This window comes from Frigidibacter sp. ROC022, from assembly GCF_024723735.1.
Classification (GTDB): Bacteria; Pseudomonadota; Alphaproteobacteria; order Rhodobacterales; family Rhodobacteraceae; genus SLM-1.
The window spans coordinates 1-14,222 of the sequence record NZ_JANQDU010000006.1 but is presented as its reverse complement, the minus strand read 5'-3'; the positions used below and the strand labels follow the sequence as shown (position 1 = coordinate 14,222).

13 protein-coding genes are annotated in these 14,222 nt (G+C 69.5%); 7 read left to right on the top strand and 6 right to left on the bottom strand.

Going from position 1 to position 14,222, the window contains the following annotated elements:
• The first annotated feature begins 56 nt into the window (after positions 1 to 56).
• Positions 57 to 1,655 carry a phosphoenolpyruvate carboxykinase gene (locus NUW50_RS19560; protein WP_258290867.1) on the top strand — a complete coding sequence of 533 codons (1,599 nt, stop codon included), beginning with the start codon at positions 57 to 59 and terminating at the stop codon, positions 1,653 to 1,655.
• A gap of 100 nt (positions 1,656 to 1,755) precedes the next feature.
• On the opposite strand, the gene NUW50_RS19555 is transcribed toward NUW50_RS19560, so the two are convergent.
• Positions 1,756 to 3,426, bottom strand: a complete 1,671-nt coding sequence (locus NUW50_RS19555) for a thiamine pyrophosphate-binding protein (RefSeq protein WP_258290866.1) — start codon at positions 3,424 to 3,426, stop codon at positions 1,756 to 1,758.
• A 69-nt stretch (positions 3,427 to 3,495) separates the two neighbouring features.
• On the opposite strand from NUW50_RS19555, the gene NUW50_RS19550 reads away from it, so the two are divergent.
• A complete protein-coding gene (locus NUW50_RS19550; protein ID WP_258290865.1) occupies positions 3,496 to 4,035 on the top strand; it encodes an NADPH-dependent FMN reductase in 540 nt (179 codons plus the stop codon).
• 16 nt (positions 4,036 to 4,051) lie between these two features.
• Here NUW50_RS19550 and NUW50_RS19545 read toward each other — a convergent pair whose 3' ends face one another.
• The gene (locus tag NUW50_RS19545; protein ID WP_258290864.1) at positions 4,052 to 5,083 is read right to left on the bottom strand and encodes an NAD(P)/FAD-dependent oxidoreductase; all 1,032 of its coding nucleotides are present in this window, start codon (positions 5,081 to 5,083) and stop codon (positions 4,052 to 4,054) included.
• 52 nt (positions 5,084 to 5,135) lie between these two features.
• On the opposite strand from NUW50_RS19545, the gene mnmD reads away from it, so the two are divergent.
• Together mnmD and NUW50_RS19535 are read left to right on the top strand one after the other, a co-directional pair.
• Positions 5,136 to 5,864 (top strand): tRNA (5-methylaminomethyl-2-thiouridine)(34)-methyltransferase MnmD, encoded by a 729-nt coding sequence (gene mnmD, locus NUW50_RS19540; protein ID WP_258290863.1) that lies wholly within the window; start codon positions 5,136 to 5,138, stop codon positions 5,862 to 5,864.
• Positions 5,861 to 6,733 (top strand): DMT family transporter, encoded by an 873-nt coding sequence (locus tag NUW50_RS19535; protein WP_258290862.1) that lies wholly within the window; start codon positions 5,861 to 5,863, stop codon positions 6,731 to 6,733. The genes mnmD and NUW50_RS19535 overlap by 4 nt, the downstream gene beginning before the upstream one ends.
• 97 nt (positions 6,734 to 6,830) lie before the next feature.
• Here NUW50_RS19535 and NUW50_RS19530 read toward each other — a convergent pair whose 3' ends face one another.
• The 4 genes from NUW50_RS19530 to ilvD are packed head-to-tail and all read right to left on the bottom strand — an operon-like array spanning position 6,831 to position 10,505.
• Positions 6,831 to 7,196 carry a hypothetical protein gene (locus tag NUW50_RS19530; RefSeq protein WP_258290861.1) on the bottom strand — a complete coding sequence of 122 codons (366 nt, stop codon included), beginning with the start codon at positions 7,194 to 7,196 and terminating at the stop codon, positions 6,831 to 6,833.
• 28 nt (positions 7,197 to 7,224) lie between these two features.
• Positions 7,225 to 7,998 carry a DUF6478 family protein gene (locus NUW50_RS19525; RefSeq protein ID WP_258290860.1) on the bottom strand — a complete coding sequence of 258 codons (774 nt, stop codon included), beginning with the start codon at positions 7,996 to 7,998 and terminating at the stop codon, positions 7,225 to 7,227.
• Positions 7,999 to 8,026: 28 nt separating this feature from the next.
• Complete coding sequence (locus tag NUW50_RS19520) at positions 8,027 to 8,767, bottom strand: hypothetical protein (protein ID WP_258290859.1); 741 nt, start codon at positions 8,765 to 8,767, stop codon at positions 8,027 to 8,029.
• Between the two features lie 4 nt (positions 8,768 to 8,771).
• Positions 8,772 to 10,505 carry a dihydroxy-acid dehydratase gene (gene ilvD, locus NUW50_RS19515; RefSeq protein WP_258290858.1) on the bottom strand — a complete coding sequence of 578 codons (1,734 nt, stop codon included), beginning with the start codon at positions 10,503 to 10,505 and terminating at the stop codon, positions 8,772 to 8,774.
• A gap of 312 nt (positions 10,506 to 10,817) precedes the next feature.
• On the opposite strand from ilvD, the gene NUW50_RS19510 reads away from it, so the two are divergent.
• The 3 genes from NUW50_RS19510 to NUW50_RS19500 all read left to right on the top strand — a co-directional run bounded on the left by NUW50_RS19510 (position 10,818) and on the right by NUW50_RS19500 (position 14,072).
• On the top strand, positions 10,818 to 11,720 hold the full coding sequence (locus NUW50_RS19510) for a CPBP family intramembrane glutamic endopeptidase (protein WP_258290857.1): 903 nt from the start codon (positions 10,818 to 10,820) through the stop codon (positions 11,718 to 11,720).
• Between the two features lie 67 nt (positions 11,721 to 11,787).
• A complete protein-coding gene (gene accD, locus NUW50_RS19505; protein ID WP_258290856.1) occupies positions 11,788 to 12,801 on the top strand; it encodes an acetyl-CoA carboxylase, carboxyltransferase subunit beta in 1,014 nt (337 codons plus the stop codon).
• The gene (locus NUW50_RS19500; protein ID WP_258290855.1) at positions 12,798 to 14,072 is read left to right on the top strand and encodes a bifunctional folylpolyglutamate synthase/dihydrofolate synthase; all 1,275 of its coding nucleotides are present in this window, start codon (positions 12,798 to 12,800) and stop codon (positions 14,070 to 14,072) included. Before accD ends, NUW50_RS19500 begins: the two co-directional genes overlap by 4 nt.
• The last annotated feature ends 150 nt before the right edge of the window (positions 14,073 to 14,222 follow it).

Genomic DNA, 14,222 nt, shown 5'->3' with positions numbered 1-14,222 from the left:
CGAAACCTGCAATACAGAAAGTGTACCGCCGAACTGGCGGGACGGAGAGGATCATCATGACCGTTGGACGGGTAAACCCGAATTGTCGCCTCGAGGATCAGGGCATCAAGGGTGCGGGTACGGTCTATTATAACCTCAATGAAGCCGCGCTGATGGAAGAGGCGATCCGCCGGGGGGAAGGCAAGCTGGGCAATGGCGGGACGCTGCTGGTCTCGACCGGCAAGCACACCGGCCGCTCGCCCAAGGACAAGTTCGTCGTGCGTACCCCCGCCGTCGAACACAACATCTGGTGGGAGAACAACGGCCCGATGACGCCCGAGGCCTTCGACCAGCTGCACGAGGACATGCTGGCCCACATGAAGGGCGGCGACCTCTTCGTGCAGGATCTCTACGGCGGCGCCGACCCCGAGCATCGGCTCGACGTGCGCATGGTGACCGAACTGGCCTGGCACGGGCTGTTCATCCGCCACCTGCTGCGCCGCCCGGCCCGCGAGGAACTGGACGGGTTCACCCCGGACTACACGATCATCAACTGCCCCAGCTTCAAGGCCGATCCGGCCCGGCACGGCTGCCGCTCGGAAACCGTGATCGCGCTGAACTTCGATGCCAGGCTGATCCTGATCGGCGGCACCGCCTATGCCGGCGAGAACAAGAAATCGGTCTTCACCCTGCTGAACTACCTGCTGCCCGAAAAAGGCGTGATGCCGATGCATTGCTCGGCCAACCATGCCCCCGGCAACCCGGTCGACGCGGCGGTGTTCTTCGGCCTCTCGGGCACCGGCAAGACCACGCTCTCGGCCGACCCGAGCCGGACCCTGATCGGCGATGACGAACACGGCTGGTCGGATCGCGGCACCTTCAACTTCGAAGGCGGCTGCTATGCCAAGACGATCAACCTTTCGCCCGAGGCCGAGCCCGAGATCTACTCCACCACCACGCGCTTCGCGACGGTGATCGAGAACATGGTCTACGACCCCGAGACGCTGGAACTCGACTTCGACGACGACAGCCTGACCGCCAACATGCGCGCCGCCTATCCGCTGGAAGCGATCTCGAACGCTTCCGAGACCGCGATGGGCGGGCATCCGAAGAACGTGGTGATGCTGACCTGCGACGCCTTCGGGGTGCTGCCGCCGATCGCCCGGCTGACCCCGGCGCAGGCGATGTATCACTTCCTCTCGGGCTTCACCTCCAAGGTCGCCGGAACCGAGCGCGGCGTGACCGAGCCGGAACCGACCTTCTCGACCTGCTTCGGCGCCCCCTTCATGCCGCGCCGCCCCGAGGTCTATGGCGAACTGCTGCGGCAGAAGATCGCCAAGCACGGCGCCACCTGCTGGCTGGTCAACACCGGCTGGACCGGCGGCGCCTACGGCACCGGCAGCCGGATGCCGATCAAGGCGACCCGGGCATTGCTGGCGGCGGCGCTGGACGGCAGCCTGGCCGAGGGCGATTTCCGCAAGGATCCCAACTTCGGCTTCGAAGTGCCGACCTCGCTGAAAGGCGTCCCCGACGAGCTGCTCGACCCGCGCGGCACCTGGGCCGATCCCGAGGCCTATGACCGGCAGGCCGCGAAGCTGGTGGACATGTTCGCCAGCAATTTCGCCCAGTACGAGGCCCATATCGACGACGACATCCGCGCCGTCGCGATCGGCTGATCCCGGCACAGCCCGGTCTTGCGGACGACAAAGGGGGCAGCATCGCGCTGCCCCCTTTCTCTTCGGGTCCCGAATACTCCCGCCGGAGGCTCCGCCCGCCTCAACCCTGCGCGGCGGCCTGCTTGCGGCGCCCGACCTCGCGGGCCTCGCTCAGTGTCTGTCCCGGCGCCAGGGCTTCCGGGTCGAGACGCAGCTCGATCACCGCCATCCGCCCCGAGGCGACGGCGCGCTGCCAGGCGGTGGCGAAATCCTCGGTCCGCTCCACCGTCTCGCCATGGCCGCCATAGGCCCGGGCCAGCGCGGCATAGTCCGGGTTGGCCAGGATGGTGCCCGAGACACGCGCCGGATAGCTGCGTTCCTGATGTGCCCGGATGGTGCCGTACTGGCCGTTGTTGGCGACGATGGTGATCACGTTGGCGCCATGCTGCACCGCGGTGGACATCTCGTTCAGGGTCATCTGGAAACAGCCGTCGCCGGCAAAGCAGACCACCGGACGATCGGGGTAGAGCAGCTTGGCGGCGATCGAGGCCGGGAAGCCATAGCCCATGCTGCCGCTGGTCGGCGCCAGCATCGTGCCGTGGCGGCGGAAGCGCCAGTAGCGGTTCACATAGCCGGCATAGTTGCCGGCGCCGTTGGTCAGGATCGCTTCGGGCGGCAGCTGGTCGCGCAGCCAGCAGACGATCTCTTCCATCCGCACCGCGCCGGGCGTTTCCTGCGGCACCTGCCAGGCCTCGTAATCGGCGCGGGCCGCGGCGGTCCACTCGGCCCATGGCCCCGGCGCCCAGTTCATCCCGGCCAGCCGGGCGATGACTCCGGGCGCATCCGCCGTGATCGCCAGGTCGGTGCGATAGACCTGTCCCGGCAAATCGGGATCGGGATGGACATGCAGGATCGTCTTGCCCGGCGCCGCCGGGTCGATCAGCTCGTAGCCATTGGTGGCGATGTCCGCCAGCCGCGAGCCCAGGACCAGCAGCAGATCGGCATCGCGCAGCCGTTGCCCCAGCTTCGGGTTCATCCCGACCGCCAGGTCGCCGACGTAATTGGCCGAGGTATTGTCGAAATGCCCCAGCCGGCGGAACGACACCGCAACCGGCAGCCCGGCGGCCTCGGCGAAACGGCCCAGGTCATCCGCCGCCTGCTGGCTCCAGCCCGACCCGCCGGCGATGACCAGCGGCCGTTTCGCCCCCTGCAGGGCCTCGGCCAGCCGCGCCAGGTCGGCCTCGGCGGCAGCGGCCCGCGTCGGCGCGGTCGGCGCCAGGGCCGGCACGTCGGACAGTTCGGCCAGCATGTCCTCGGGCAGCGACAACACCACCGGGCCGGGCCGCCCGGAGCTGGCGACATGGAAGGCGCGGTTGACATATTCGGGGATCCGCGCCGGGTCGTCGATCTCGGCCGCCCATTTCGCCAGCGGCCCGAACATGGCGCGGAAATCGACTTCCTGGAACGCCTCGCGGTCGCGGTGGCTGCGGGCGATCTGACCGATGAACAGCACCATCGGGGTCGAGTCCTGCCGCGCCACATGCACCCCGGACGAGGCATTGGTCGCCCCCGGCCCGCGGGTCACGAAGGCCACGCCGGGCCGCCCGGTCAGCTTGCCCATCGCCTCGGCCATCATCGTGGCGCCGCCCTCCTGCCGGCAGACGACATTCTCGATCCCGCTTTCGTAGAGCCCGTCCAGAGCGGCCAGGAAACTCTCGCCGGGGACCGAGAACACCCGCTCCACCCCATGCAACTTCAGCTGGTCCACCAGTATCTGTCCACCGTGCCGCATCCGGGCCTCCACCTTGTCATCTCGTTTCGGCGGCATAAAACCGGGGACAACGCGGAAAGGGAAGAGCCGATGACAGAACCACGCCTCCTGGGCATTGCCGGAGCCCTGCGCGCCGGATCGACAAACCGGATGCTGCTGGCCGAGGCGATGCGCGCCTTCGGCCCCTGCCGGGCGGAGACCGCCGACATCCGGATGCCGCTCTACGATGGCGACGCCGAAGACGCCGAGGGGCTTCCGCCCGAGGCACAGCGGCTGGTCGAGCAGATCCGCGCCGCCGACGCGGTGGTGATCTCGACCCCGGAATACAACAAGAGCTTTCCCGGCGTGCTGAAGAACGCGCTCGACTGGATCAGCCGCGCCCGCCCCGGCCCGCTGACCGGCAAGCCGATGGCGATCATGTCCGCCGCCGATGGCCGCGCCGGCGGCGAGCGGTCACAATTCGCCCTGCGTCTGACGCTGGTGCCCTACCGCCCCGATCTGGTCAGCGGGCCCGAGGTGCTGGTCGGCAATTCCTCGGAGGCCTTCGACGAAGAGGGGCGCCTGATCGACCCGCGCTACCGCCGCGCCGTCGAGGCGTTGATGGCGGCGCTCAGGGCCAAGCTCGACTGACCCTGGCCGGGCCCGCCTAAAGATTGTCCTCGACCCGGAAGCCCGGCGGGATCCGGTCCTGCCCGTCCAGCATCAGATCGGCCATCACCGCTGCCACGCCGGGGGCCATGCCGAAGCCGATCTTGAAGCCGCCATTGGCGACATAATGGCCCTCCCGCCCCGGCCAGGGCCCCAGCATCGGCGCCCGGCTGCGGGCACGGGGACGGAACCCGGCCCACCGCTCCAGCACCGGCGCCTCGGCCAGCGCCGGCACCAGCCGCCGCGCCTTCGCGATGAGCGCCTCCAGCTTCTCGTCCGGTTCGGCGGTGGTGGCGTCGCGCTCGTCGGTCGAACCGATCGCGGTGGTGCCATCCTCATGCGGCACCACATGCAGCGCCTCGACGAACAGCTGCGGCGCCTGCGGGGCGGCATGGCCCAGCAGCGCCGCCTGCCCCTTGACCCCGCGCCCGACCGTCTTGCCCAATGCCTGCGACAGGGCCTCCAGCCCGGCCGCGCCCGAGGCATGCAGCACCATCCCCCGGTCCGGCGCCTCGGTCACGATCTCCACCCCCTGCGCCGCCAGCGCGCCCGCCAGCGCCGCCACCGCGCGGCGCGGATGCAACCGGGCGCTCAGCGTGTCGCGGATCAAGAGGCCCGAGGGGCTGGGCGGCTCCCAATCGGCGCCGCTGACCGGAACCACCTCCCACAGCGCCGCGCCATGCCAGAGCTCTGCCGCCGTCCCGGCCCGCCGCCGGGCCAGCGCCTCGGCATCGGCATCCGCCACCGGCTGCAGGCGGCCCTGTCGCGCATAGCCCGGCGACAGGCCCGAAGCGGCGGCAATTTCGGCCCAGAACCCTTCGGCGGCCAGCAGGCTGTCGAGCTGGAACTGCTTCTTCGGGTTCCAGTTCTCGGGGACATGCGGTGCCAGCGCGCCCAGCACCCCGCCCGAGGCCCCGGCCCCCGGCCCGCCCGGATCGACGACCCGCACCCGCGCCCCGCGCCGCGCCAGCGCCCAGGCGCAGGACAGGCCGAAAATGCCGGCGCCGCGCACTGTCACATCTGTTGCCATCCGCCGCCCTCCGCGCCAGTGTCCGGCCCGATGTCTAGGAGATCGGCGCGGGATGAACCAGAGCAGCAAGGGAGCGACAGCGGAACCGCCGGGCGAGGCGATCGACTGGCGCGACGGCGGCGTTCCGGTCTCGCGGCGCTTCGACGATCCGTATTTCTCGCTCGACGACGGGCTGGCCGAGACCGGGCATGTCTTCCTTCAGGGCAATGACCTGCCGCAGCGGTTTCGCGACGGGTTCCATATCGCCGAGCTGGGCTTCGGCACCGGGCTGAACCTGCTGGCGACCCTGGCGCTGTGGGACGCCAGCGAAGCGCCTGGCCGGCTGTGCTACAGCAGTTTCGAAGCCTTCCCCCTGGCGCCCGCCGACCTGGCCGAGGCGCTGGCCCATTTCCCCGACTTCGACCGCTGGGCGGCACCGCTGCTGGCGGCCTGGACGCAGGGAAAGCAGCGCTTCGACCTTGGGCCGGCGCAGGTCGAGATCATCCCCGGCGACGCCCGCGCCTCTCTGCCGGCATGGACCGGCCGCGCCGATGCCTGGTATCTCGACGGGTTCTCGCCGGCCAAGAACCCCGAACTCTGGCAGGACGACCTGCTGGCCGAGGTCGCCGCCCATACCGCGCCGGGCGGCAGTTTCGCCACCTATACCGCCGCGGGCCATGTGCGGCGGGCGCTGGAGGCGGCAGGGTTTGACGTTGCCCGGGTGCCGGGATACGGGCGCAAGCGGCACATGAGCCGCGGTCGGCTGCGGGCAACGGACAAGGCCGCGAAAGGGGCGCGATGAAAGAGCAGAACACCCGCGCCGGAATCGGCCTGATGGTCGCCACCACCATGGTCTTCGCGCTTCAGGACGGGCTCAGCCGCCATCTGGCCGGAGCCTACAACGTCTGGATGGTGGTGATGCTGCGCTACTGGTTCTTCGCCGCCTTCGTGCTGGTCATTGCCAGCCGTCAGGCCGGCGGGCTGCGCGCCGCGGCCGCCACCTCGCAGCCCGCCGTCCAGGCCCTGCGCGGGTTGCTGCTGGCCGGGGAGATCTGCGTCATGGTCGGCGCCTTCGTGCTGCTCGGGCTGGTCGAGGCGCATGCCGTCTTTGCCTGCTACCCGCTGCTGGTCGCAGCGCTTTCGGGGCCGATCCTGGGCGAGAGGGTCGGGTGGCGGCGGTGGAGTGCGATCGGGATCGGGTTTCTGGGCGTGCTCATCATCCTTGAACCGGGGTTCGGGGTGTTCAATCCCTTCGCGCTGGTGGCCTTTGCCTCGGCGTCGATGTTCGCGCTCTACTCGCTGCTGACCCGCTATGTCGCGCGCCGGGACAGTTCGGCGACGTCGTTCTTCTGGACCGGGATCATGGGGGCGCTGTTCATGACGCTGGTCGGGGTCTGGTTCTGGGAACCGATGACCGGACCGGACTGGGGATGGATGGCGCTGCTCTGCGTTCTCGGGGCGACCGGGCACTGGTTGCTGATCCGCTGCTACGAGGTGGCCGAGGCGAGCGCGGTGCAGCCCTTCGCCTATCTTCAGCTGGTCTTCGCCTCGGCCCTGGGCATCCTGGTGTTCGGCGAGAGCCTGCGGCCGAATGTGGCGATCGGGGCGGCGATCGTGGTGGCGGCGGGAATTTTCACCCTGATCCGGACCCGAATGGCCGCGAAGGGCTGAGCGCCCCCGGGGTGTCCCCATGGGGACACTTTGATTCCATTGGGTTTTTATTGGTTAATTTCGGGAAACCCGCGGTTTCGCGGGGATCGCGTGGCCTTCATGTCGTCTCGACGCAATGGCGGCGGAACGCCTTCTTCAGCATGTCCAGCTCGGCCCGCAGCAGGCCCAGTTCGGCACGGATGTCGTCTTCCAGCGGTTCACCGGTGATCACGGTGAAGCTCGCCAGCCGGGCGCCCGTCGCCTTGTCGCTGATCAGGAAGGTCTGCACCCCGTCGGCCAGCTGATCCGGCGGGATCGCCACCCGGACCAGATACTGCCCCGGCGCGTCCTCGATCTCGGTGATCGCGACGGAATGGACCGGCTGTTCGAGATGGGTCACCTCAAGCTCGGGCACCTCGCCGCCCTCGATCTGCAACACGCCTTCCCAGACGCCGGCATGGATACGGGTCTTGGTCAAGCTCATCCCGTTGTCCATCATCGGACCTCCATGATCAGAATTCCGCCCGCGGACGGCGGGCCAGCGTCAAGTCGTGCAGCACGATCTGGTTCATCTCGGGGCCTTCGAAGATCAGGTCGAGCCAGAGCTTCTCGACCCGCTTCTCGTTCAGATTGGTATAGGCGAGATCGAATTCGACGACGACCTCCTCGCCGTCCAGCGGCAATTCGCGGACGATCTGTTCGGTGTTCGGGCCATGGCGGATGTTGAGCCGCGCGAAGATCTCGATCTTCTTCTCGGTCTCCACCGCTGCGGCCAGCCGCACCAGATGCCGCCGCTTCAGCCCCTGCGCCGCTTCCGGCGGCAGGTCCAGGGCCAGAGAGAGAAACGAACCGTCGAAGCGGAACACGTCCATCCGCAGCCCGAAAGGGGCGATGTCCTCTTCCCTCGTGTTGCGGATCTGGCGGACGGTGAGCTCGGAAATCCGGCAGTCGTGAAACAGCGTCGCCTCGTCGCCGAACATGGTCCGGCTTTCCACCGCCGCCTTGCCCGGCGGCTGGATCGGACCGCGCCAGATTTCGGGGCGATATGCCCAGTCGCAATGCAGGGGCTTGGGGATCGCGTCGGACCCGATCAGCGGCAGGGTCAGGCGTTCGTCGGCGACGAAAAGCACCCGGTCGATGCGGCGGCGGATCTGCCGGGCCCGGCTGCGCATGCCGCGCAGGGTGGCGAGGTTGACGCTTTGAGCCTGGCGCGCGGCGCGGCCCCACATGCGCAGCGTCCGCCTGTGCAACAGCTGATCGGCCAATGCCCTCAACCCGATCGCCATGACCGCCCCTCGCCAGCCTCTTCGACAGTCATAGCGGGGGCGGGGCCCGCAGGAAACCGTTGAAATCGGCATCCGTGGCGCCGGCATCCGCCCGTGTCGCCGTGGCATCGCCGCTGTTCGCCTTGCGGATACGGGCCACCAGACCTTCGGCCAGGGCCCTGGCCCGGGCGCCGGTCAAGGGCCCCTCGGCAAAGCCGGTGACCGTGACGGTGACGATACGGCCCTTCGCGTCGAAGATCGCCCGCCAGTAGGTTGCATCCAGCGCCAGCGTCGGCGAGGTGTCGCGCACCTGAAGCCAGACGACGCCATCCCGGTCGCTGCTCTGCAGCAGGGTGACGGTCGAGGCCTTGCCCGAGCGGCTGAGCACCCTGCGCCCGGCCTCGGTCTTGAAATAGGCGATCAGCTTGTCTTCGGAACCGGCGACGACCGGCTGCGGATTGGGCGTGTCCGAGACCGACACCCCCAGCACCGCCCGGTTGCTGAGCGCCACCGAGCCGCCCCGCAGCACTTCGCAGCGGCGGAAGGCGGCGAAGGCGCCGGTCCCGGACGGATGCGAGGCCGACTCGTCGAGGCAGTAGCCCGGCGGGCCGGTCACGTCTATTCCGGCAGAGCTGAGCCGGACCGACTGCTTCAGCGCCGGACCCGAGCCGGACCCGCCGCCGGCGATGCCGCCCGCCGGCAGCTCCATGCAGCCGGACAGCGCCGCCACGGCCAGCAGGGCCAGGGCCGGGCGGCCGAGCCGCCGCAAGCGACCGGTGCCGGAAGCCATCGGCCTATTGGTCCATGTAGATATGGCCTTCCTCCTTGCCACCCGGATGGGTGACGGCGCCATAGCGTGCGACGCCGACGAGCTGGGCGTATTTCCACAGCGCGCCGGAGGAATACTGGGTCTTGCGCGGGCCTTTCCACTCGGCCTTGCGGGCTTCGAGTTCGGCATCGGTCAACGCCACCGAAATCTCGCCCTTCACCGCATCGAGGGTGATCATGTCGCCGTCCTTCAGCAGCGCGATCGGCCCGCCGAAGGCGGCCTCGGGGCCGACATGGCCGACGCAGAAGCCGCGGGTTGCGCCCGAGAAGCGCCCGTCGGTGATCAGCGCCACCTTCTTGCCCATGCCCTGGCCCGAGAGGGCGGCGGTGGTCGAGAGCATCTCGCGCATGCCGGGACCGCCGGCCGGGCCCTCGTTGCGGATGACGATCACGTCGCCTTCCTTGTAGTTGCGGTTCTGGACCGCCTCGAAGGCGTCCTCCTCGCAATCGAAGACCCGGGCCGGGCCGACGAAGACCTGTTCTTCGGCGCTCATCCCGGCGACCTTCACGATCGCCCCGTCGGGCGCCAGGTTGCCGCGCAGGCCGACGACGCCGCCGGTCTTGGTGATCGGGTTGGAAATCGGATGGATCACCTTGCCGTCGGCTTCGCGTTCGACCATGTCGATCTCTTCGCCGATGCTGCGCCCGGTGGCGGTCATGCAGTCCTCGTGGATCAGCCCCGCCTTGCGCAGTTCCTTCATCACCACCATGACGCCGCCGGCCTCGTGCAGGTCCTTGGCGACATATTCGCCGCCGGGGCGCAGGTTCACGAAATAGGGCGTGTCGCGGAAGATGTCGCAGACGTCGAAGAGGTCGAAGTCGATCCCGGCCTCATGCGCGATGGCCGGCAGGTGCAGGCCACCATTGGTCGAGCCGCCGGTGCAGGCCACCACCCGCGCCGCGTTCTCGAGCGACTTGCGGGTGACGACGTCGCGGGCCCGGATGTTGCGGGCGATCAGTTCCATCACCGCGTCGCCGGAAGCCTCGCCATAGGCGTCGCGGCTTTCGTAGGGCGCCGGCATCCCCGAGGAATTCGGCAGCGCCAGGCCGATGGCTTCCGAGACGCAGGCCATGGTATTGGCGGTATACTGGCCGCCGCAGGCGCCCGAGGTCGGGCAGGCGATCCGCTCGAGGATGTCGAGCTCGGCATCCGACATGTTGCCCGCCGCGTGCTGGCCGACCGCCTCGAACACGTCCTGCACCACCACGTCGCGGCCGTTCAGCTTGCCCGGCAGGATCGAACCGCCATAGAGAAACACGCTGGGCACGTTGAGCCGGACCATGGCCATCATCATGCCGGGCAGCGACTTGTCGCAGCCGGCGAGGCCGACCAGGGCGTCGTAGCAATGGCCGCGCATGGTCAGTTCGACCGTGTCGGCGATGGCGTCGCGGCTGGCCAGCGAGGAGCGCATGCCCTCGTGCCCCATGGCCATGCCGTCGGTGACGGTGATGGTGGTGAACTCGCGCGGGGTGCCGCCGCCGGCCTTGACGCCGGCCTTGACCGCCTGGGCCTGCCGGTTCAGCGCGATGTTGCAGGGCGCGGCCTCGTTCCAGCAGGTCGCGACGCCGACCAGCGGCTGGTGGATCTCGTCCTCGGAAATGCCCATGGCATAGAGGTAGGACCGGTGCGGCGCGCGCGAGGCGCCTTCGGTCACATGGCGGCTCGGCAAGACAGATTTGTCAAACTGGCGGTTTTTCATCGGCATCTCTCCGCGGCTGGTTCCGGGACTTGGGATAATCGTCGGACCACTGGCCTGCAAGGCGGATCGTCCCGCCGCCGCGGTTCAAGGACGGGTTTTCCGGACTTTCGGCCCCCGGCGGCGCGGCTAGATTGCGGCCAGTTGATTTCATGGAGCCCGTTATGCGCCTTTCGATTTTCCTGCCGTTGATCGCCCTTCCCGCCCTGCTGCTGCCGGCGCTGGTGCTGTCGGCGCTGAGCTGAGCGGCGCGGCATTGACATGCGGGGCCCCTGACCCGAGGTAGATCCGGCACCGAGACCGGAACCGACCCGCATGACCGCTGCTTTCGAACGTTTCATTGCCGCCGCCCGGCTGCGGCCCGCGATCTGGCGGCTGCTGCTGGGCATCGTCCTGATCGTGCTGGTCTACGTCGCCTGGCTGGCGGCCATGGCCGGGGTCATGGCGCTGCTGGGCGGGCGCGAGGGCCTGGGCCGGGGCATGGTGGCGATGGGCCAGGGCCGGAGCGCCGGGTCGATGCTGCTGTTGCTGCTCAGCTTCGGCGGGCTGGCCCTGGGCAGCGTGGTCGCGGCGCGGGTCATGCATCGGCGCGGGCCGGGCAGCCTGATCGGACCGGCCCGGCAGGCGGGGCGGGACTTCCTGGTCGCGGTGGCGGTGGTGGCGGTGGTCTATGCGCTGGTGCTGCTGCCCTGGGCCTGGCGGTTCGACGCGGTGCCGAACCTGCCCCTGTCACGCTGGGCGATGCTGCTGCCGCTGGCGCTGGCCGGGGTCGCGCTGCAGACCCTGGCCGAGGAGATCACCTTTCGCGGCTATCTGATGCAGCAGCTGGCGGCGCGGTTCCGCTCTCCGCTGGTCTGGATGCTGCTGCCGGCGCTGGCCTTTGGCGCCTTGCACTGGAACCCGGCCGAGACGGGCGGCAATACCGCGATCGTGATCGGCGCGATCGGGCTCTTCGCCCTGGCGGCGGCCGATCTGACCCGGCGTTCGGGCAGCCTGGGCGCCGCCTGGGGGATGCATTTCGCCAACAACTGCATCGCGCTGCTGATCCTGGCCACCGGCGACACCCTGCCCGGCCTGGCGCTGTGGCGCACCCCCTATGCCGCGACCGATCCGGTGATGGCCTGGGCGGTGGCGGGCGACTTCGTCTCGATCGCCCTGACCTGGGCGGTGCTGGCCCGCTGGCTGGCGCGGCGGGACCGGATTCTGTCGCGGCCGTGACCGGGCGCAGATTGCAAATCCGGACCCCAGCGACTATCTCCGGGCAGGTCTCAGACGGGAAGTGCGCATGAACTGGATCACCAATTACGTCCGGCCCACGATCAACTCGCTGTTCTCGCGCCGCGAAGTGCCCGAGAACCTCTGGACCAAATGCCCGGAGTGCGGAACCATGCTGTTCCACCGCGAGCTGAGCGACAATCTGAACGTCTGCACCAATTGCGACCATCACATGCATCTGACCCCGCGTGAGCGGTTCAAGCATCTGTTCGATGGCGGCGTGTTCACCGAGGTGAAAGTGCCGCAGCCGGTCGCCGATCCGCTGCAGTTCCGCGACCAGAAACGCTATCCCGACCGCCTGAAGGCGGCGCAGAAGGAGACCGGCGAGAAAGAGGCGATGCTGGTCGTCGAGGGCGAGATCGGCCGCACCCCGGTTGTCGCGGCGGGCCAGGATTTCTCGTTCATGGCCGGGTCGATGGGGCTTTATGTCGGCAATGCGGTGGTGGCCGCCGCGGAACGCGCGGTGCAGCTGAAGCGGCCGCTGATCATGTTCTCGGCCGCCGGCGGGGCGCGGATGCAGGAAGGCATCCTGTCGCTGATGCAGATGCCGCGCACCACGGTGGCGGTGCAGATGCTGAAGGAAGCCGGGCTGCCCTATATCGTGGTCCTGACCCATCCGACCACCGGCGGTGTCACCGCCAGCTATGCGATGCTGGGCGACATCCATATCGCCGAGCCGAACGCGCTGATCTGCTTTGCCGGCCCGCGGGTGATCGAGCAGACGATCCGAGAGAAGCTGCCGGAAGGCTTCCAGCGCGCCGAATACCTGCTCGACCACGGGATGCTGGACCGGGTGACGCATCGCAAGGCGATCCGGGACGAGCTGATGACGGTGCTGCGGATGCTGCTGGGCGAGCCGCCGGCGGTGAAGGGCGACCTGCCGGCGCCCGAACCCGCCGCCGAACCGGCGGCCGAGACACCGACGCCCGCAACCGAGCCCGAAGCCGCGGCCGAAACCGCCGAGACCAAAACCCCCGAACCCCCGAAAGCGGACGCATCCGAGCCGGTCGAGCCGAAGAAATGACGGCCCCGACCTCGGACGTCATCCTCGACCGGATGATGTCGCTGCATCCCAAGGTCATCGACCTGACGCTGGGTCGGATGGCGCGGCTGCTGCCGCGCCTGGGCGATCCGCAGCTGCGGCTGCCGCCGGTGATCCATGTCGCGGGGACCAATGGCAAGGGCTCGACCCAGGCGATGCTGCGCGCCGGGATCGAGGCCGCCGGGCAGAGCGCCCATGCCTATACCTCGCCGCATCTGGCCCGGTTCCACGAGCGGATCCGGGTGGCGGGCGAGATCCTGGCCGAGCCCGAACTCGCGGCGTTGCTGGCCGAATGCGAATCCGCCAATGCCGGCGAGGACATCACCTTCTTCGAGATCACCACCTGCGCCGCCTTCCTGGCCTTTGCCCGGACCCCGGCCGACTGGACCCTGCTGGAGGTCGGTCTGGGCGGCCGCTGGGACGCGACCAACGTGATCGGCCGGCCGAAGCTGTCGATCATCACCCCGGTCTCGCCGGATCACCAGCAGTATCTGGGCGAGACGCTGGTCGAGATCGCCGATGCGAAGGCCGGGATCATCAAGCGCGGGGTGCCCTGCGTGGTCGGCCCGCAACCGCCCGAGGCGATGGCGGTGATCGAGGCCGAGGCCGACGCCCGGGCGGCGCCGCTGCTGGTGCGGGGGCAGCACTGGATGTGCTGGGCCGAGCGCGGCCGGATGGTGTTTCAGGACGAGACCGGGCTGCTGGACCTGCCGCTGCCGAACCTGCCCGGCCCGCATCAGATCGACAATGCCGGCGCGGCGCTGGCGGCGCTGCGGCATCTGGGCTTTGACGAGGCGGCCTGCGAGGCGGCGGTGACCCGGGCGCATTGGCCGGGGCGGATGCAGCGCCTGCGGCATGGGCCGCTGGCTGCCGCGGCGCCGCGGGCCGAGCTCTGGCTCGACGGCGGCCACAACCCGGCCGGAGGGCGGGCGGTGGCGGCGACCCTGGCGGCGATGCCGGCCCGGGCGACGCATCTGGTGGTGGGAATGCTCAACACCAAGGATGTCGCCGGCTATCTGGCGCCGCTGGCCGAGGTCGCGGACAGCCTGCATGCGGTCTCGATCCCCGGCGAGCGGAACACCCTGCCCGCCGACGCCACCGCCGAGGCGGCGCGGGCGGCCGGATTCGCCGCGACCATCTCGGCGGGCGTGGCCGAGGCGGTGGCCGAGATCGTCGCAGCGGAGCCGGAGGCCAGGATACTGATCTGCGGATCGCTGTATCTGGCCGGCCATGTCCTGCGCGAGAACGGCTGAGACGGCGCCCCCCGGGAAAGCTGCGCGGCGGAGGCGGCGGCGATGGATCGGGCGGGCCACGCTTCCTGCCTGCGGCCGGCTTTACTTGGCAAATATCCTGGGGGTCCGGGGGCAAGGCCCCCGGCCGGGGGGGGGGGGCCGCGCGCCCCC